Raw genomic sequence first — 18,680 nt, 5'->3', positions numbered from 1 at the left:
CGGTCAGCGGTCGTTCCGCACAAGGACTCCCTGTGCCACCACGACACTGATCTGCTCCAGTGCCGAGGCACTGCTCAGCGGATCAGCGTTCACCACGACGGCATCTGCATAGGCGCCGCGGACAAGGCGTCCGGCATCGCCGCTCCAGCCGAGCAGGGCGGCGGCATTGACCGTTGCCGCCCTCAGGGCCTCCAGCGGTGAGAGCCCCGCCTCAACAAGCAGGCGCACCTCGGTGCCGATCGGAGTCACCTCGGAGCCGAAGGAGTCGGTGCCCGCCACGACCGTCACGCCGGCCTCGTGGGCTGCCCGCACGGCGGCCTTGATGATGGGCGTGTATTCCCGGCCCCGCGCTGCGAGGATGGGGTCGGAGGAGCCGGACATGCCAGTGATGGCGTCCAGGGTAGGTGTGAAGTACGTCCCCTGGCTGGCCATCCGGGAGATTGTCGCCTCGGAGACGAAGACGCCGTGTTCGATGCTGCGCACGCCGGCCCGCACGGCACCGTCGATCCCCTCAGCACTGTAGGCGTGGCAGAGGACGCCTGCCTTCCCCGCGGCCTTGACCACCGCGGACAGCTGCTCGAAGTTGTACACGAGTTCCCGCGGATCCTGCTCCGGCAGGCCGGCCCGCGGATTGGCCCGGGTCTTGATCACCTTGGCGCCGCGTTTCAGGTTGACCCGCGCGAGGTAGGCGAGGTCGGCAGGTTCGGTCACTCCCCCTCGGAGGGATGCAAGCGGCCCAAGGTCCGGGTCCGCCAGGAGCGAGTCCCCCAGCTCGGGCGAAATGAACAGGCCAGCGGGGCTCATCCGGGGTGACGCGCCAGCCGCCCACTCAGGCAGGGCAGCGAGGGCGACGTCCTGGTAGAAGCTCGTCGAACCGCTCCGGACGCTCGTCGCCCCGCCCTGCAGGATGGCGGCCGCATCGGATAGCGCATTGGCATGTACGTGCACGTCGATGAGGCCGGGAAGGACCCAGCGGCCGGACGCATCCACCGTGTGGGCCCTGCCGCCAAGAGCAGCGACGGCACGCCGTGTTTCATTACGGTTGCCGACGGCGCTGACCCGGCCTCCTTCCAGGACGAGGACGCCGTCTTCCACCACGTGGCCGGTCTTGGGGTCCACGATGGTGCCACCCTCGATGATCATTGGCGGAGGTGAAACAGGGCGGTCCCGGCGGGTGGCGCTTGCTGCGTGGTCTGCCGCCCGTGCTGCGGGGGCGCTTCCGAGTTGGGCGGCAAGGCTCGCCATTGAAATTCCGGCCAGCGCCGCCGCCCCGGCAAGGATGCCCCGGCGCGGGACAGCGGTTGCAGGCGGGGCTTCAGGGGTGTGGTCGTGCAGGCACATGGTGGTCTCCAAAAGTGGTTGGCCCTGCCGCGGGACGGGCCTCGTGAGTAAGTCAGGTCAGGGGAAGTGCAGGCCTTCGCCGGGAGGTGCAGCAGGAATCGAATGACCCCACCATACAGCTTTTGGTATACCAAAACAAGAGGGGTGATCTACCGGGCTGCGGCCGGCGATGGCACCGGGGCCTGCTGATAGGCAGGTGGGAACAGCTGGTCCGGTTCGCGGAGGCGGTGGTCCCGCTCTGAATAGGCTGCCCGCATCCTGTCGAACAGCCGCTGCCCCTCGGCGCGCAGGGCATTAAGGTCCACGCCGGGCAGGCTTCCGCCAACGACGACGGGACGTCCCGCTACGAAGGTATCTGTCACCTGGCGCGCCGTGCCGTTGAGCACCAGTGTGCGCAGGGGGTCTTCGACGACGCCGTCCCCGAAGTGTCCCAGCGAGGCGACTGTGATGTCAGCCTGCATGCCCGGGGCAAGCCGCCCCAGGTCGGCCCGTCCGAGGGCCTGCGCGCCCCCGCAGGTCGCGGCAGCGAAGTAATCGGCGAGCTTACCGGCGTCGGGCCGACCCTCAACCATCCTGGCCAGGTGCGTGCCGACGTCCATCCCCCGCACAAGATCCGGAGGGAAGGAGTCCGTGCCGAGGCAAAGATTAACCCCGGCCGCCCGAAATCGGTCGAACGAGACAAGCTGCTTCTGGTAGCGGAAGGACGTCAGCGGGCAGTGCACGATGCTGACGTTGTGCCTGGCGAGCAGATCCAGCGGCCCTCCTGGAGCCGGTGCGCTGGGGTCCTTGCCGTTGACCACCACGGCGTGCGGAATGAGCAGGCGGGTGCCAAAAAGCCCCGTGGATTCAAGGAGTTCCAGGACTTCGCGCCCGGCAGATTGCTGCAGGAGACCGTCCTCGAGCGGTGACTGGAGGCAATGAAGACGGATGATCACGTCCCGTTCGCGGGCGATGCGGGCCGTTTCCCGCATGAGGTGCTCCGACAGTGTCTCTATGCGGCACGGCAGCAGAACTCCGGTGACAAGCGGGTCCGCAAGGCTGTCGGCGTAGTCCAGGAATTTCTCGGCGTCATGCAGGCCGGCGAGCCCTTCAGATTCGTTGAAGCGGACGGAGCGGGTTCCGTCGGCAGTGGTGACATGGACCCCGGACCGGTAAGCCGGACCGAGGTACCCGCGAAGTCCGATGCGCCGGCTAGTCTCTGTCATGTCCACGAGTTCATCCAGGCTCTCGGCCCAGGAGCTGTGGATCTCGGAGGCGATCGGCATGTAGGTCGTGATCCCGTGCAGGGCGAGCTGCGCGAGTGCGAACTGCCGGACCTTGCCCCGCTCCGCCCGGGTGAACACGTCCCTGCGGCGGTTGGCAAAGTAGTCCTCCGACCACAGGTGGCCGGCCGCAACGTCGGGCGACGCCCACGAGTCCAGAATGAGGTGGTCTATGTCTGCAAGTGCATCAAGGTCGATCAGGCCAGGCATGATCAGGCTTTGCCCGTAGTCGCGTTCCTCGTCCACGGGTCCGCTGTAGTTGCGTCCCACGAAGACGATCAGGTCGCCACGGAAGACAACATCCCCGTCCTCGATGAGCGTGTGCTGTTTTCCGTCTGACCCCAGGACGTACCGGGCCGAGATTTTCGTGTACATGTGTGACTCCTTGTACAGATGTGGGGATTCCCCCCGCTTTGGCGGGGATGTGACTTGCCTCTCACTAGGAGCGAGTATACAGTCATTTGGTATACCGAACGGGTCGAGCCTCACTCGAACCCGGTCCCGGTTATCCCCCACTGACTCCCTTGAAAGGCCTGTGTCATGCGCAATGAAGCGAAGACCACATCCGGCTCCTTGCCAGCCTTACTGGACGCAGTCCCGCAGCGTTCATTCCGTGCCCGTCCCGCCGTATGGGTGGCAATGATTGGAACCTCCACCGTCGTGTGCGCCCTGGCCATCATGATCGGCACGCACAAGTTCCACGTTGGTCCGGCGGCCATCGTCCTGATGCCCATCCTGTGGACCGTGCTCATCGGCGGATTCCTTGGCGTTCAGAAGTGGAAGCCGATCGGCGGACGGGCACGCGCGGTATCCACGCACCTGATGGACGTATCGATTGTCTTCTTCCTGGCAGGTCTCGGCACTCAAATCGGCCCGTCACTGACGAAGTTCACCAACATTGGCCCCGCGATCCTCCTCCAGGAGGTCGGCCACGTAGCAGGGACGGTGGTCCTGGCCCTGCCGGTGGCCGTTGCGCTGGGCCTGGGCCGCACAGCAATCGGCGCCACCTGGTCCATCGACCGGGAGTCCTATCTTGCCTTCGCCATTCAGCGCTTCGGGGTCCGTTCCCCGGAGTACCGCGGGGTGTTCGGCGTGTGGGTGCTGGGCAGCGTCTTCGGTGCCGTCTTTATTTCCCTCCTGGCCGGCCTGCTCGGTGGAATGGGCTTCCTGGATCCGCGGGCCCTCGCATTGGGTCTCGGGCTCGGGTCGGCCTCCATGATGCTCGGCGGCGTCGGCGCGCTGTCCATCCTGTTTCCGGAGTCGGCAGGGGAAATCATGGCCCTGGCCGCCCTCTCCAACCTCGTCACCAACATCGTGGGCTTCTACGCAGGGGTGTTCGTGGCGCTTCCGATGTGCCAGAAGCTGTACGCAATGTGGTCCCGCGTCTGGGGACGTGACGACCTCGGCCGCCGTGTCCGCCGTACAGGGCCGGCCGTAGCCGCCGTGGAAGGGGAACCCAGGACGGACTCCGTGGATGTCACCGGCGTCGAACAAGACCCAACTGTTGTCCGGACGCACTGGACGTGGCTCACCGCGTTTGCGGCGACCGGCTCGGCCGGCTTGCTGCTGAATGCCCTCGGCACCGGTTCAGCACGGCCCCTGGATGCCGTCGGCGTGGTCATCCTTCTCACCCTCACCGCCGTCGCACTTGTTCTTGCAAAACTCGTTCCGGCCGTCCCGTCGAGCATCTGGGTCCTGGCCCTTGCCACCCTTGCCTCAGCGACATTCGTGCCCGTCGGCCCGTTCATCGCCTCCGCCACGCAGAACGTCAGCGTCCTCTTTGCCGGCCTGCCCATGATTGCCTTGATCGGCATGTCGCTTGGCCGGGACGTCAAGGCGCTGCGTTCACTCAGTTGGAAGATCGTCATCGTTGCGCTGATAACCTTCACGGCGAGCTTCGTCGCCGCGGCGGGCATCGCCCAGGTTGCGTTGAACTTCTAGAAGATGCTGCTGTCGAGGGACGAGCCAGCCGGCACCCGTACCTCTCCACTGTCAGCTGTATCCCAGCCGGTCGAAAGGAAGGAACCATGCTCATCACCAATGTCCGTCCGTGGGGCGGGGCCGCCGTGGACATCGAGATCCGCGGGGGTCGGATAGCCGCACTCCACCCCGCGGGGACCGCAGCCGTCAGTGCCGGGACTCCCGTCGAGTCAGTGGATGGGCGCCGCCGGATCGCCATTCCTGCCTTCACCGACGTGCACGTCCATCTCGATTCGACCCGGATTGGGCTGCCGTTCCGGGAACACACCGGCGCGCCCGGCGTGTGGAACATGATGTGCAACGACCGGGAAAACTGGCGCGATACCCCCATCCCCTACCCGGAGGTGGTGGCGGGAACGCTGGAACGGATGATTGCGCGGGGCACCACACGCGTCCGCTCCTACGCCCAGATCGACGTCGACTGCAAACTGGAGCGCTTCGAGGCGGTCATGGCTGCCAGGGAACGCTTCGCCCGCGCCGCGACAGTGGAGATCATGGCATTTCCCCAGGCCGGACTCCTGCTTGAAGACGGCACAGTCCCGCTCCTTGAGGACGCACTCCGGGCAGGCGCCACGACCATCGGCGGCATTGATCCCTGCCAGCTGGACCGGGATCCCGTCCGCCACCTGGACATCGTTTTCGGCCTGGCAGAAAAGTACGGGGTCGACGTCGACATCCACCTGCACGAGCCCGGTCACCTCGGCGTTTTCAGCGCCGAACTCATCTTTGAACGCACCAGGGCACTGGGGATGGAGGGGCGCGTGTCGCTGTCCCACGCCTACGACCTGGCCAACATCCATCCGGACGTGACCGCGCGGCTCCTGGAGCAGCTGTCCGAGCTGGACATCGCCTGGGCGACCGTCGCCCCCGCAAGCGGAGGCACCCAGTTTGACCTGGCCCAGATGACCGACGCCGGGATCCGGGTTGGGCTGGGCGAGGACGGCCAGCGGGACTATTGGAGCCCGTACGGCAACTGCGACATGCTCGACCGCACCTGGCAGCTGGCCTTCACGCACCGGCTGCGCAAGGACCGGCTGATCGAGCACTGTGCCGCGATTGCCACCGTTGGGGGTGCCTCCATCATGGACCGGAGCGTCCGGCGCCTCAGGAGCCCCGACGACCGGCCCGGCCTGGCGGTCGGGGACCCAGCAGACATCGTCCTGGTCGACGGCGAAACCGTCACGAGCACCGTCATGGACCGGGGCGCTGACCGCACCGTCATCCACGAGGGCCGCGTTGTCGCCAACGGGCTGTCGGTCCTGCCGGGCCCGGCGGCCTAGCTCGACCGGAGCGTGTGTCAGCTGGCGCCGACGTACGCCGCCAGGTGCTCGCCGGTCAGCGTTGAACGGCCGGCCACAAGATCTGCCGGCGATCCCTCGAAAACGATCCTGCCGCCGTCGTGCCCTGCACCTGGTCCGAGGTCGATGATCCAGTCGGCATGCGCCATGACCGCCTGGTGGTGCTCGATGACGATCACCGACTTGCCTGAGTCGACGAGCCGGTCGAGCAGGCCCAGCAGGTTCTGGACGTCGGCAAGGTGCAGGCCGGTGGTCGGTTCGTCCAGGATGTAGACATCGCCCTTCTCGGCCATCTGCGCGGCCAGCTTGAGCCGCTGCCGCTCACCGCCGGACAGCGTGGTGAGCGGCTGGCCGAGGGTCAGGTAACCAAGCCCGACGTCGGCCAGCCGGTCAAGGATCTTGTGGGCAGCCGGCGTGCGCGCATCGCCGTCCTCAAAGAACTCCTCGGCCTCCGCCACCGACATCGCCAGCACCTCGGCGATGTTCCGGCCGCCGAGCGTGAAGTCCAGCACCGCCGCCTGGAAGCGCTTGCCGTCGCATTCCTCGCAGGTGGTTTCGACCGTGGCCATGACGCCCAGGTCCGTGTAGATGACGCCGGCGCCGTTGCACGTGGGGCAGGCGCCCTCGGAGTTGGAGCTGAACAACGCGGGCTTCACGCCGTTGGCCTTGGCAAAAGCCTTGCGGATCGGCTCGAGCAGCCCCGTGTACGTGGCCGGGTTGCTACGCCGGGAACCCCTGATGCCGGACTGGTCGATCACCACCATGCCGTCGCGCTTGGCGACCGATCCGTGGATGAGCGAGCTCTTCCCCGAACCGGCCACGCCGGTGAGGACGCAGAGCACGCCGAGCGGGATGTCGGCGTCGACGTTCTTGAGGTTGTTCGTCGACGCGCCGCGGATCTCCAGCGCGCCGGAGGCGGAACGCACCGACTCCTTGATCCGGGCCCGGTCATCGAGGTGCCGGCCGGTGATGGTGTCACTCCCCCGCAGCCCGTCCACCGTGCCCTCGAAACAGACGGTGCCGCCCCCGGTGCCGGCGCCCGGCCCAAGGTCGACGATGTGGTCGGCGATGGCGATGCTCTCCGGCTTGTGCTCGACGACCAGCACCGTGTTGCCCTTGTCGCGCAGCTGGAGCAGGAGGGAGTTCATCCGCTCGATGTCATGCGGGTGCAGGCCGATGGTGGGCTCGTCGAAGACGTAGGTGACGTCCGTGAGGGATGAGCCCAGGTGGCGGATCATCTTGGTGCGCTGCGACTCGCCGCCGGACAGGGTGCCCGACGGCCGGTCCAGCGAGAGGTAGCCCAGGCCGATTTCGGCGAATGAGTCCAAAAGGTGCTGCAGCCCGGCCAGCAGCGGGGCCACGGACGGCTCGTCCAGGCCCCGAATCCAGTCCGCCAGGTCGGTGATCTGCATGCTGCAGACGTCCGCGATGTTCTTGCCTTTGATCTTCGATGACAGTGCTTCCTGGCTGAGCCGGGTGCCGCCGCAGTCGGGACACGTGGTGAAGGTGATGGCCCGCTCCACGAAGGCGCGGACGTGGGGCTGCAGAGCGTCCACGTCCTTGGACAGCATCGACTTCTGGATCTTGTTGATGATGCCCTCGTAGGTCAGGTTGATGCCCTCGACCTTGATCTTCGTCGGCTCCTTGTAGAGGAGGTCGTGGAGTTCCTTCTTGGTGTACTTGTTGATCGGCTTGTCCATGTTGAAGCCGGCCCCGCTGAAGATCCGGCCGTACCAGCCGTCCATGCTGTAGCCCGGGATGGTCAGGGCGCCCTCGCTGAGCGACTTGCTGTCGTCATACAGTGCAGTGAGGTCGAAGTCGCTGACGTTGCCCATGCCCTCGCAGCGGGGGCACATGCCGCCCAGCCGGTTGAAGGTTGCCTTCTCCGCCTTCGTCTTGTTGCCGCGCTCAACCGTGATTGCGCCGCTGGCCTTCACCGTTGGGATGTTGAAGGAGTAGGCGTTGGGCGAGCCGATGTGGGGCTGGGCGAGCCGGCTGAAAAGGATGCGCAGCATCGCGTTGGCGTCGGTCGCGGTGCCCACGGTGGAGCGCGGATTGGCCCCCATCCGCTCCTGGTCCACGATGATGGCAGTGGTCAGGCCCTCCAGCATATCGACCTCGGGCCGCGACAGGGTCGGCATGAACCCCTGTACGAACGCGCTGTACGTCTCGTTGATCATCCGCTGCGACTCCGCGGCGATCGTGCCGAACACGAGGGAGCTCTTGCCGGAGCCGGAGACACCCGTGAAAACGGTGAGGCGGCGCTTGGGGATCTCGACGCTGACATCCTTGAGGTTGTTCACGCGCGCGCCCTGCACACGGATCAGGTCATGGCCGTCGGCGGTGTGCAGTCCGGATGGCTGCGTGTCCGTCCTCGTCGTAGTGGTCATCGTCTCTCCATCTGTTCAGCGGCGGTGGGCTGCGCCCGCGGGCTTCGTGCACCATGTCTGATTCTTGTTCGTCGGCGCGGCCGCGGCAACAGCTGCGGCAACAGCAACCGCGGGAGCGGTGTTCGTAAGCCGCACAAGAAGCGGCGGGCGCAGCTGCTGCGCCCGCCGGTGGTGAACGGAAAGTACCTAGCGGACCTCGTTGATGCGGATCAGGTTGCCCGCCGGGTCGCGGAAGGCGCAGTCGCGGACCCCGTACGGCTGGTCGGTGGGCTCCTGGACCACCTCGGCCCCGCTGGCCTGCACCTTGTCGAAGGTGCCGTCCAGGTCCGGAGTGCCGAGCACCAGCCGCGCGTAGGTGCCCTTGGCCATCATCTCGGTGATGGTGCGCCGCTCGTCGTCGGTGATGCCGGGATCGGCAGCCGGCGGCTCCAGGACCACGGAGGTGCCGGGCTGGTCGGGCGGGCCGACGGTGAGCCAGCGCATCCCGCCGTACCCCACATCGTTGCGGAGCTCGAATCCGAGGGTGTCGCGGTAGAACGCCAGGGAGGCGTCGGCGTCGTTGTGTGGAAGGAAAGTGTAGTGAATGGTGAGGTTCATGCCGCCAGTCTAGGTACGGCCGGACGGGACCGCTTCTCGATTCCTGACCGGTCTGCTCACCTGTTTCACCACGCATGACGGCATCCCTGCTGTCTCGCCCGCGGCCTGTGCCCGGTACGCGCTGGGCGGCATGCCGACCAGCTCGGTGAAGCGGGTGCTGAAGGTCCCCAGGGAGGAGCAGCCGACGGCGAAACACACGTCTGTGACGCTGAGGTCGCCGCGCCGCAGCAGGGCCATCGCCCGCTCGATCCGCCGCGTCATCAGGTAGGCGTACGGCGGCTCTCCATAGGCTTCCCGGAACTGCCGGCTGAGGTGCCCGGCTGACATGTTGACGCCACGGGCAAGTGCCTCGACGTCGAGCGGCTGGGCGTACTCCCTGTCCATGCGGTCCCGGACGCGGCGCAGCCGCGCCAGATCGTCCAGGCGCTGTTCTGCTGCGGGTTTGCTGGTCACAGTCGTGATGGTGCTACCTCCTGACCGGGTTGTCCAGTCCGGAGATGTCTGTTTGCGGCCAGTCCAATCCATTGTCTTAACCGTGCGCACTCGTTAAGAATGAACGAATGACGGTCTATGTGAGAGCTCTCGAAACTGCAGTTCCGCCGACTATCCTCATCCAGCATGAGGCCCGTGATGTGTTCGCCGCCCAGCCGGGGCTGACCCGCCTTGGCTCACGGCTCGTGTCCACGTGCTTCGATTCGGCCGCCATCGACACCCGGTACACGGCGGTCCGCGAACTGACCCTGGACTCCACCGCCGAAAATCCCCAGTTTTTTGATCCGCAGACCGGCCTGCTGCGGAGCCCCAGCACCAAAGCACGCAACAACCTCTTCGCCGAGGAGGCAACGAAGCTTTTCATCGAGGCGGCAGATGCGGCCGTCTCCAAGTGCGACGGCATTGACCCGCTGGACGTCACCCACCTCATCACCGTCTCCTGCACAGGCTTTTTCAACCCCGGACCGGACTACAAAATTGTCCGCGCGCTCGGCCTCGACCCTGCGGCGCAGCGCTACCACCTGGGCTTCATGGGTTGCTACGCGGCCTTCCCGGCGCTCCGCGCGGCCAAATCGTTCTGCGAGGCGGACCCTGCGGCCGTTGTTCTGGTGGTGTGCGCCGAACTGTGCTCCCTGCACGTCCGGACCTCCAACGATCCCGACACGATCATGGGATCCGCGCTGTTTGCGGACGGCGCGGCGGCCGCCGTCGTGACAGCCCGCGAGGACCTGCCCTCCCCGCCGCTGCTCCAACTGGACCACTTCGAAACGGTCCTGACTCCCGTGGGCGAGGACTCGATGGCCTGGAACATCGGCGATGAAGGTTTCGAGATGGTGCTCGGCAACTATGTGCCGCACATCATCGACGACCACATCGTGGGCGCGCTCGAGCCGCTGCTGGCCCGCGACCACTCCCTGCGGGACCTCGCCTACCGCGACATCACCCACTGGGCCATCCACCCGGGCGGCCGCAGCATCCTGGACAAGGTCCAGTCCCGGCTGGATCTCACCGACGTGCAGCTGCGTCCGGCCCGCGAAACGCTGCGGAACTACGGCAACATGAGCAGCGCCACCGTGCTCTTCGTCCTCAAACACATCCTGGATCTTCCGCCGCAGGAGGGGGACGAACGCATCTGCTCCATGGCCTTCGGCCCGGGCCTGACGGTGGAAACCGGGCTGTTCACCAAAGTGAGGCAGCGGGCGAATGACGCTGATGCCATGGCGGGCGGGACCCTTTCCGGGGACACGCTTTCCGGTGACACACTTTCCGGTGACGCCGAGCCGTCCGTGGCCTGATCCGGTGAGAATCCCGGGAACGGGCCCAGGCGTCCTCGGCCGGCGGGACACGGACGCCGTCGAGGAGATGGACCGGGCGGACTGCGATCCGGACCGGCTGCACCGCACCTACAAACAGTTCGCGCTGGTCAACCGCGTGGTCTCCGGCTGGCACCGGCTGTACCGCACCAGGGTGCGCCCACTGGCGGCCGGCTCCGGTCAGGCCACCCTGCTGGACGTCGGCTGCGGCGGCGGGGACCTGGCCGTAATGCTCGCCCGCTGGGCCGCCAGGGACGGGGTCCCGCTCCACGTGACGGGGGTGGACCCGGATGAACGGGCCTTCCGCTTCGCTGCGGCCCGCAAACCCATACCCGGCGTTGAGTTCCGCCAGGCGGGCAGCGGTGACCTGCTTGCGGAGGGCAAGCGGTACGACGTCGTCATTTCCAACCATGTGCTGCACCACCTGACCACAGCGGAGCTGCAGGCGTTCCTGGACGACTCCGCCCGGCTTGCCCGCAGCCTGGCCCTGCACAACGACCTCAGCCGGAGTGCGGCGGCCTATGCCCTGTTTAGCGCCGGGGCCCTGCCGCTCACCGGCTCCTATATCCGCGGGGACGGGCTGACCTCCATCAGGCGCAGCTACACCGTCCCGGAACTGGCCGCCGTGGTCCCCGCCGGCTGGACCGTGGAACCGCACGCCCCCTTCCACTGCCTGCTCACGTACCGGCGGCACGATACTTACCGGCAGCGCCCGGCATGACCGATGTGCTGATCGTGGGCGGCGGGCCGGTGGGACTCTTCCTCGGTTCGCTGCTCCTGCAGCACGGCGTCGCCGTCCGGGTCCTGGAACGAAGGACCCGCCGGAACGCCCACACCCGGGCCATCGGCATCCATCCGCCGGCGCTCGCCGCCCTGGACCGCATCGGCGTAGCCCGGGAGCTGATTGGCCGCGGCGTACCGATACGCCAGGGGTTCGCTGTCAGCCACGGCCGGAAGATTGCCCGCATGCCGTTCGCTCCGGTCTCCGACCGGTATCCGTTCGTCCTGGCCGTGCCCCAGCCCGTGACTGAGGAGGTGCTGGAGCGGAGGCTTCGGGAGCTGGACGGCGGTGCGCTGCTCCGGAACGCCCAGGTCACTGGAATGAACGACGACGGGGGCAGGGTCACGCTCAATGTCACCACTGGCGGGCGCACCGCCAGCCACTCCGCCGGTTTCGCGGTGGGCGCCGACGGCGCCTACTCGACAATGCGGACGCTCCTGCGGGTCCCGGCGCCGGAGAAACTGTATCCGGACCACTATCTGATGGGTGACTTCCCCGAATCCAGCCCCTTCGGCAGCGATGCCGCGCTGTTCCTGGAAAGCGAGGGCATTGTGGAGTCCTTCCCGCTTCCAGGCGGCGTCCGCCGCTGGGTGGTCCGGCTGGGGAAACCGCCGGCATGCCCCGACGCGGAGCAGCTGGCGAGCCTCGTTGCCTGCAGAACCCGCATGGCACTGGACGCCGGTGCGAACACCATGCTTAGCAGCTTCAGTGTCCGTTCGCGGCTGGCCGCGCGCATGGTCTCGGGCCGGACGGCGCTGATCGGCGATGCGGCGCACGAGATCAGCCCCATCGGCGGTCAGGGAATGAACCTTGGCTGGCTGGATGCAGAGGCGCTGCTGCCGGCGATTCTCGCCGTCGTGCGCGGTGGGCCGTCCGCTGCGGCGCTGCGGGGTTTCGATGCGAACCGGCGGCGGGCGGCAGCGGCCGCCAAACGCCAGGCTGAGGTGAACATGGCACTTGGCAGGCCCCTGCCGGACGGCCTGCTGCGGCCCCGGAACGCCGCGATCGCCCGCGTCGCGGCCATACCGGCTTTCAACGCCCTGGTGGCCCGGCGTTTCACCATGCAATGACGCGGCACCGCAGTGACGCGGCACTGCACGGCACTAGGCTGTCCCCATGACCCACGCATCGCCACCAACGACCTACAGCCCCGCCCGGATCAGGGAAACAGTGCAGGAATTGCTGGCCTTGGAGGCACTGCCGCCCATCGTTCAGGCCGGGCACCCGGTGCTGCGGCAGCACGCGGCTCCCTTCGAGGGCCAGCTGGAACCCGATGAACTCAGCCGGCTGATCGTCCTGATGCGGCAGGTCATGCACGCGGCGCCCGGCGTCGGCCTGGCCGCTCCGCAGCTCGGCATTCCGCTGCAGCTGGCCGTCCTTGAGGACCAGTTTGAGATCGACGAGGTTACGGCCGCGGCCCGGGGCAGGGTGCCGCTGGAGTTTTTCGCGATGCTGAACCCGTCGTACTCCCGCCTGGGCAACGGCACGGCCGCCTTCTTCGAAGGCTGCCTCTCGCTGTCCGGGCTGCAGGCCGTGGTGGAGCGTCCCGAAAGCGTGCGGCTGGAGTATGTAACGCCCGACGGCGGGCAGGTCGCCAAGGACTTCAGCGGCTGGCAGGCGCGGATCGTGCAGCACGAGACCGACCACCTCCACGGCCGGCTCTACATCGACCGGGCCGAGCTCCGGTCGCTCAGCACCAACAGCGAATACGCCGCACGCTGGGCCGAACCGGGCATCGCTACCGCCAGCCGGGAACTCGGCTTCCCCGCCGGCAGCCCGGCGGGCCGGGAAACCGAAACGGATTGAGCGAAGCGGATCAGGCAGACCCGGTTTCAGCAGAGTCGCCACGGTTGCTGTCCGTCGGCAGGTACTTCGCCCACCAGGCCAGGATGTGTTCGAACCGCTGCCGCCGGTGATGCGGCGTGCCCGAGCGTGACAGCTCGTGGTCCTCGCCCGGGAACACGAGGAACGCCGAGTCGACGCCCTGCTGCTTGAGGGCGGTGAAGTAGCGCTGGCCCTGTTCCACCGGGCAGCGCAGGTCATCCTCGCTGTGGATCACCAGCGTGGGCGTCCGCACGGCGGCCACGGTTGCCATCGGACTCTGGGCGGCCACCTGTTCGGCCGCCGAGCCAACATATTCGCCGCCGAAGAACCAGCCGATGTCCGACGAGCCCGTGAAGCTGACGGGGTCCAGGAAACCGCGCTCCACGATGGCCGCCCGGAACCGGTGGTTCTGGCTGATGGTCCATGCCGTGAGGTAACCGCCATAGGAGCCGCCCATGATTCCGAGGGCCCCGGCGTCCAGGGAGGAGAACTTCTCGAGGCTTCCCTCCAGGAACGCGAGCACGTCCTGCATGTCCACCGTGCCCATCCGCTCCTTGATGCTCCGTCCGTGGGCCTGGCCGTAACCGGCCGAGCCACGGGGATTGCACATCAGAACGGCATATCCGGCCGCGGCATATACCTGTGCTTCATCGAAGAACGCCGTGGTGTACTGCGCGAACGGTCCGCCGTGGATGTTCAGCAGCACCGGGTGCGGGCCCTTGCCCGGCGGAAGAACCAGCCAGCCGTGGACCGGGTAGCCGTCGGGGGCGGAGAACGTCAGTTCCTGCGGTTCGATGATGCCTGCCTCGGTCCGCAGCGCGGCCGAGAAGTCGGTGAGCAGCCGGAGCTGGCCGTCTTCGAGGACACCCACGTCACCTGCCGAGGCGGCGTCGCTGTAGCTAAGGAACACTGTGCCCGCAGCGTCCCCGGCACCGCCGACCACTCGGTCGCCATGCACGAGGAGGGAGTGGTCTCCTGTGGCGCTGAATTCGAGGAGTTCCACCGTTCCCTGTGCGTTGTTGAGCACCAGCGCACTGTCCACGCCGCGGAGGCCGATGGTGGCACCGGGCGCCTCGACATCCATGGTCTCCGCATCGCTCAGGGCTGTGGCGTCGCCGCCCGCGGCGGGCATGACGTACAGGACCGTGTTCTTGGCAACGAAGTCCTGGCGGGTGCTGCCCAGGTCCTGGCCCGTGAAGAACAGCCAGCGCCCGTCGGCCGACTCCCGGACATCGGAAACGGTCTGGGCACCCAGGTTGGGGACCGGCACCAAAACCGGCGTGCCGCCGTCGGCCGGTACGCGGTAGATGCCGGACACCAAATCCTGGTCGGCATCCTCGTGGAGGGCGGCCACGAAGTAGACGGCAGTGCCGTCGTTGCTGAAGGTGGCGCCGGCGTGGTCGGTTGCGGACGTCGTGAGCTGGCGCGCCGCCGGGAACCCGCCGGATTCCTCGCCGGACTCGTCCGGAATATCACTGTCGGTATCGCCCTGGCCCTTCCCGCTGCCGCTCCGCTTGGCGGCGCGGCCCACTGGCTTGACCCAGGGTTCCCCGCCCAGCTCCGGAACGTCGAGCAGGAAAAGCTGCAGCGGCTTGTCGCGGGTGTATCCCACGCCGTTCATTCTGTATTTGTAGTCCGTGATCAGCCGCGCGTCCTCGGCTCCGGATCCCACGCCGTCGAGCGATCCGTAGCGGCCCGAAGCCGGTTCCCGGGATCCGAAGACGATGCGGCTGGAGTCCGGCGACCAGGCGAAGGAGGTGACGCCCATCTTTCTGTCGGTCAGGGCCTGCGGTTCCCCGCCCGCGGCCTCCACCACGTGGAGCTGCGGCTTGCCGCCCGGGGCAGCGCGGAGAAACGCAAGCACCCGGCCGTCAGGTGAAAAGGCCGGCGCGGTGTCCCGGAAGCCCCGGGTCACGCGGCGGGGAAGCTTCTCCGGGTCCCGGGGGACGTTCCACAGCTGGCCGACGTAGGAGTCGGCGTCAAAGTCCGGCCGGACGACGGACACCACGGCCCGGGTGCCGTCAGGGTGGGCGGCAGGGGCGGAAACGGAGTTGAGCAGCGGCAGATGTTCAGGCTTCACCCTCGTGAGCCTAGCGGGTCGGGCCAGGGCACGGAACGGCAGCGCGCAGAACACCTGCCCTAGGATTGAACTCATGCTTTCGCGCCTCCCCGTCCTCCTCTGCCCCGTCTGCCGCCAGGATCTCGAGGCAGTCCACGACGGCGCCACCGGGCGGGTGCGTGCGCTGGCGTGCCGGGAGCGGCACAGCTTCGATGCCGCCCGGCAGGGTTACTTCAACATGCTGGTGGGCAAGGGGACCGCCTTCGAACCGGACACCGCGGAGATGGTCGCGGCCAGGACGGCCTTTCTAGACGCCGGCCACTACCGGCCCCTGGCCGACGCGTTGGCACGGGCAGCCGCACCGGCGCTGAACGGCCCCGCCCCAACGGTCCTTGACTCGGGCACGGGAACCGGGCACTACTTGCGGGCGATCCTTGACTATCTGGAGAGCAAACATGCGGACGGCGCGGACGGGGTGGCCGCCGTGGGCCTGGACATCTCCAAGTTCGCGCTGCGCCGCGCCGCCAGACTCAATCCGGAAGCCATCAACCTGGTGGGGGACGTCTGGCAGCCGCTGCCCCTGCCCGACGCCGCCGTCGACGTCGTCACCGTGGTGTTCGCGCCCCGCAACGCTGCCGAGTTCGCCCGCGTCCTCAAACCCTCAGGCCGGCTCATCGTGGTGACGCCACGCGCCGGCCACCTCGGGGAGATCGCCAGCCAGGCCGGGATGCTGGGCATCGACCCCGCCAAGGACGAGCGCCTGGCCGAGGCGCTCGCAGGCCGCTTCTCCCCGCTGTCGACGCAGGACATCGATGTTCACCTGTCGCTTTCCCCCGAGGACGTGGCCGACATTGCGCTCATGGGCCCCGCCGGCCACCACACGGACCGCGCCGCACTTGGCGAGCGGCTGGCCGGCCTTCCGCCAACCACCGAAGTGTCCGCTCGGTTCCGGATCAGCATCTTCGTGCCCTCGGAAAACCGCGCTCCATAACGGCTTGGCCACGTTCCTGCGCGGCCCGCCATTCCCCTGCCGGGCGCTCCCGCTTCGGTCTACGATGAAAGAAAGTTACTGAGGGTCTGCCCCGCAGCCCTCGGGATCAAGGGGGAACGCGATGTTTGAATGGCTTGGCCAAAACTGGTGGGCACTGTGGCTCACCCTCTTCCTGGTGTTCGCCGCCGTGGAGATGCTGACCCTTGACCTGTTTTTCATCATGCTGGGCGGAGGCGCCCTGGCCGGCCTGGTGGCCGACTTCGCCGGCGCCGACCTGTGGCTGGAGATCGTCGTGTTCTGCGTCGTCTCGCTGCTCATGATCGCCTTCGTCCGCCCGGTGACCCTCAAGCACCTGCACAAGGGACCCCCCGAACAGCGCACCAACATCGACCGCCTGATCGGTGAATCAGCGCTTGTTCTTGAGGCAGTCACGGCCACGGGCGGACGGGTGAAGATCGGCGGCGACATCTGGAGCGCCCGCTCGCAGTCCGGCGTCCTGGCCGAAGGCCAGCGCGTGATCGTCTCGGCCATTGAAGGCGCGACGGCGGTCGTCTCACCACAGGCTGAGACCGCCGTCCAGTAGGCGTTCTCCCCCATTGGTTTCTGCTCCCGCCGCGGCGGAGCAGCAGATTGCGGCGAGTTTTTCGCCAGGTTAGAGCTTCACTGAAAGTTGGGGACAAAGGAGAAGTATGGATAGCCCAGGAGGAGTCGCCCTCACGTTCGTGATGGTGGTCCTGATTATTTTTGTCATCATCGTGCTGGTCCGCTCGGTGCGGATAGTGCCGCAGGCCCGGGCCGGCGTCGTGGAACGGCTGGGAAAGTACCAGCGGACACTCAATCCCGGCCTGACTCTCCTCATCCCCTTCGTTGACCGGCTCCTGCCGCTGCTGGACCTGCGCGAGCAGGTGGTGTCCTTCCCGCCGCAGCCCGTGATCACCGAGGACAACCTCGTGGTGTCCATCGATACGGTGGTCTACTTCCAGGTCACCGACCCGCGTGCGGCCACTTACGAGATCGCCAACTACATCCAGGCCGTGGAGCAGCTGACCACCACCACCCTGCGTAACGTGGTGGGCGGCCTGAACCTCGAGGAGGCGCTCACCTCCCGCGACCAGATCAACGGCCAGTTGCGCGGCGTCCTGGATGAAGCCACCGGCCGCTGGGGCATCCGCGTCTCCCGGGTGGAGCTGAAGGCCATCGACCCGCCGCACTCCATCCAGGATTCGATGGAAAAGCAGATGCGGGCAGAACGTGACCGCCGTGCCGCCATTCTGACCGCCGAGGGAACCAAGCAGTCCGCGATCCTGACGGCAGAAGGGCAGCGGCAGGCCGCCATCCTCAAGGCCGAGGGTGACGCGAAGGCGGCCATCCTTCGTGCAGACGGTGAGGCGCAGGCCATCCAGAAAGTCTTCGACGCCATCCACAAGGGCAACCCGGACCAGAAGCTGCTGGCCTACCAGTACCTGCAGACCCTGCCGAAGCTCGCCGACGGCTCCGCCAACAAGCTGTGGATCATCCCCAGCGAAGTCGGCGAGGCGCTGAAGGGCATCGGCAGCGCGCTCGGCGGAACCAACGCCGATCCCCGTTCCGGCGACCTGTTCGGCAGCCAGGACGGTGGCCAGCCCGGCGAGGCACCGGCCCGGACCCAGGCGTAGCGCTTTATGGTGAGCAACGGGAGGCAGGCCGCAACGGCCTGCCTCCCGTTTGCTTTGCACGCGCCGGATTGCTGCGCCGGTTCGGATTGCTGCAGCCCTTCGGAATCCGTATAATGGGATATTTGTCCGGCCGGATCAGTCCGTGCGGAACAACAATGCTTGGCGAAGCGTTTCACCTAGTGATGCTACGTGAACCACACCGTAGTCCGGAGGCACCCTTATCAGGGCTTCCGGCTAGCGCGGGGTCCGCTCCGCGAACCGATTAGAGGGAGAAATCATGAGCGATCGCAGCCTGCGAGGCATGCGTCTTGGCGCCCAAAGCATGGAGACCGAATCCGGCGTGGAGCCGGCTCCGCGTCAGCGGGTTGAGTACCGGTGCGAGGATGGCGAACAGGTTTTTGTAACCTTTTCCTCCGAAGCCGAAATTCCCCCTGTCTGGGTTTCCAAGACCGGCAAGGAAGCGCTGCTCGTTGATGGCGAACGCCCGGACACCAGCAACGAGAAGGCAGTGCGCACGCACTGGGACATGCTGCTTGAGCGCCGCTCGCTTCCTGAGCTGGAGCAGATCCTCGAAGACCGCCTCACCATTCTGCGCGAGCGTCGCGGCGAACGGCGTTCTGCCTAAGGGCTGCTAGCCACTGGCAGCCGCCACAACCAAAAGGGCCGGCCCCGCTGCATGCAGCGAGGCGGCGGGGCC

Annotated in this window: 16 protein-coding genes; 10 read left to right on the top strand and 6 right to left on the bottom strand. The window is 67.2% G+C overall.

The genetic code is table 11. The features are described from left to right. Nucleotides 1-3: 3 nt before the first annotated feature. On the bottom strand, nucleotides 4-1,341 hold the full coding sequence (locus ACFVTE_RS13085) for an amidohydrolase family protein (RefSeq protein WP_387101015.1): 1,338 nt from the start codon (nucleotides 1,339-1,341) through the stop codon (nucleotides 4-6). A gap of 149 nt (nucleotides 1,342-1,490) precedes the next feature. Then, nucleotides 1,491-2,978 carry a chlorohydrolase family protein gene (locus ACFVTE_RS13080; protein WP_387101013.1) on the bottom strand — a complete coding sequence of 496 codons (1,488 nt, stop codon included), beginning with the start codon at nucleotides 2,976-2,978 and terminating at the stop codon, nucleotides 1,491-1,493. A gap of 264 nt (nucleotides 2,979-3,242) precedes the next feature. Here ACFVTE_RS13080 and ACFVTE_RS13075 point away from each other — a divergent pair, with 264 nt between their 5' ends. After that, nucleotides 3,243-4,544 (top strand): DUF3100 domain-containing protein, encoded by a 1,302-nt coding sequence (locus ACFVTE_RS13075; RefSeq protein ID WP_387101011.1) that lies wholly within the window; start codon nucleotides 3,243-3,245, stop codon nucleotides 4,542-4,544. A gap of 86 nt (nucleotides 4,545-4,630) precedes the next feature. Continuing rightward, nucleotides 4,631-5,863, top strand: coding sequence for an amidohydrolase family protein (locus ACFVTE_RS13070; RefSeq protein WP_387101009.1), 1,233 nt, complete (start codon nucleotides 4,631-4,633; stop codon nucleotides 5,861-5,863). A gap of 17 nt (nucleotides 5,864-5,880) precedes the next feature. Here ACFVTE_RS13070 and ACFVTE_RS13065 read toward each other — a convergent pair whose 3' ends face one another. The 3 genes from ACFVTE_RS13065 to ACFVTE_RS13055 all read right to left on the bottom strand — a co-directional run bounded on the left by ACFVTE_RS13065 (nucleotide 5,881) and on the right by ACFVTE_RS13055 (nucleotide 9,321). After that, nucleotides 5,881-8,271: an ATP-binding cassette domain-containing protein gene (locus ACFVTE_RS13065; protein ID WP_387101007.1), complete on the bottom strand. Its 2,391-nt coding sequence runs from the start codon at nucleotides 8,269-8,271 to the stop codon at nucleotides 5,881-5,883. Between the two features lie 186 nt (nucleotides 8,272-8,457). Then, nucleotides 8,458-8,868: a VOC family protein gene (locus ACFVTE_RS13060; protein ID WP_387101006.1), complete on the bottom strand. Its 411-nt coding sequence runs from the start codon at nucleotides 8,866-8,868 to the stop codon at nucleotides 8,458-8,460. A gap of 9 nt (nucleotides 8,869-8,877) precedes the next feature. Beyond that, complete coding sequence (locus ACFVTE_RS13055) at nucleotides 8,878-9,321, bottom strand: helix-turn-helix transcriptional regulator (RefSeq protein ID WP_387101005.1); 444 nt, start codon at nucleotides 9,319-9,321, stop codon at nucleotides 8,878-8,880. A 107-nt stretch (nucleotides 9,322-9,428) separates the two neighbouring features. Here ACFVTE_RS13055 and ACFVTE_RS13050 point away from each other — a divergent pair, with 107 nt between their 5' ends. The 4 genes from ACFVTE_RS13050 (at nucleotide 9,429) to ACFVTE_RS13035 (ending at nucleotide 13,260) form a co-directional block, all read left to right on the top strand. Continuing rightward, entirely contained in the window at nucleotides 9,429-10,655 is a 1,227-nt protein-coding gene (locus tag ACFVTE_RS13050) for a type III polyketide synthase (protein WP_387101003.1), read from the top strand. A gap of 67 nt (nucleotides 10,656-10,722) precedes the next feature. Beyond that, nucleotides 10,723-11,394: a class I SAM-dependent methyltransferase gene (locus tag ACFVTE_RS13045; RefSeq protein WP_387101453.1), complete on the top strand. Its 672-nt coding sequence runs from the start codon at nucleotides 10,723-10,725 to the stop codon at nucleotides 11,392-11,394. Further along, nucleotides 11,391-12,524 carry an FAD-dependent oxidoreductase gene (locus ACFVTE_RS13040; RefSeq protein ID WP_387101001.1) on the top strand — a complete coding sequence of 378 codons (1,134 nt, stop codon included), beginning with the start codon at nucleotides 11,391-11,393 and terminating at the stop codon, nucleotides 12,522-12,524. Before ACFVTE_RS13045 ends, ACFVTE_RS13040 begins: the two co-directional genes overlap by 4 nt. A gap of 46 nt (nucleotides 12,525-12,570) precedes the next feature. Beyond that, nucleotides 12,571-13,260: a peptide deformylase gene (locus ACFVTE_RS13035; RefSeq protein ID WP_387100999.1), complete on the top strand. Its 690-nt coding sequence runs from the start codon at nucleotides 12,571-12,573 to the stop codon at nucleotides 13,258-13,260. Between the two features lie 10 nt (nucleotides 13,261-13,270). Here ACFVTE_RS13035 and ACFVTE_RS13030 read toward each other — a convergent pair whose 3' ends face one another. After that, nucleotides 13,271-15,358 carry a S9 family peptidase gene (locus ACFVTE_RS13030; protein ID WP_387100998.1) on the bottom strand — a complete coding sequence of 696 codons (2,088 nt, stop codon included), beginning with the start codon at nucleotides 15,356-15,358 and terminating at the stop codon, nucleotides 13,271-13,273. Between the two features lie 73 nt (nucleotides 15,359-15,431). On the opposite strand from ACFVTE_RS13030, the gene ACFVTE_RS13025 reads away from it, so the two are divergent. The 4 genes from ACFVTE_RS13025 (at nucleotide 15,432) to ACFVTE_RS13010 (ending at nucleotide 18,608) form a co-directional block, all read left to right on the top strand. Then, a complete protein-coding gene (locus tag ACFVTE_RS13025; RefSeq protein ID WP_387100997.1) occupies nucleotides 15,432-16,328 on the top strand; it encodes a methyltransferase domain-containing protein in 897 nt (298 codons plus the stop codon). Nucleotides 16,329-16,449: 121 nt separating this feature from the next. Further along, a complete protein-coding gene (locus ACFVTE_RS13020) occupies nucleotides 16,450-16,911 on the top strand; it encodes an NfeD family protein (protein WP_387100995.1) in 462 nt (153 codons plus the stop codon). A 106-nt stretch (nucleotides 16,912-17,017) separates the two neighbouring features. Continuing rightward, complete coding sequence (locus ACFVTE_RS13015; protein ID WP_387100993.1) at nucleotides 17,018-17,983, top strand: SPFH domain-containing protein; 966 nt, start codon at nucleotides 17,018-17,020, stop codon at nucleotides 17,981-17,983. A gap of 277 nt (nucleotides 17,984-18,260) precedes the next feature. Beyond that, nucleotides 18,261-18,608, top strand: a complete 348-nt coding sequence (locus ACFVTE_RS13010; protein WP_003802221.1) for an RNA polymerase-binding protein RbpA — start codon at nucleotides 18,261-18,263, stop codon at nucleotides 18,606-18,608. Nucleotides 18,609-18,680: the final 72 nt, after the last annotated feature.

The organism is Arthrobacter sp. NPDC058097 (assembly GCF_042884885.1).
Classification (GTDB): domain Bacteria; phylum Actinomycetota; class Actinomycetes; order Actinomycetales; family Micrococcaceae; genus Arthrobacter.
The sequence above is the reverse complement of the archived record's forward strand: the minus strand, read 5'-3'. Positions and strand labels throughout refer to the sequence as shown.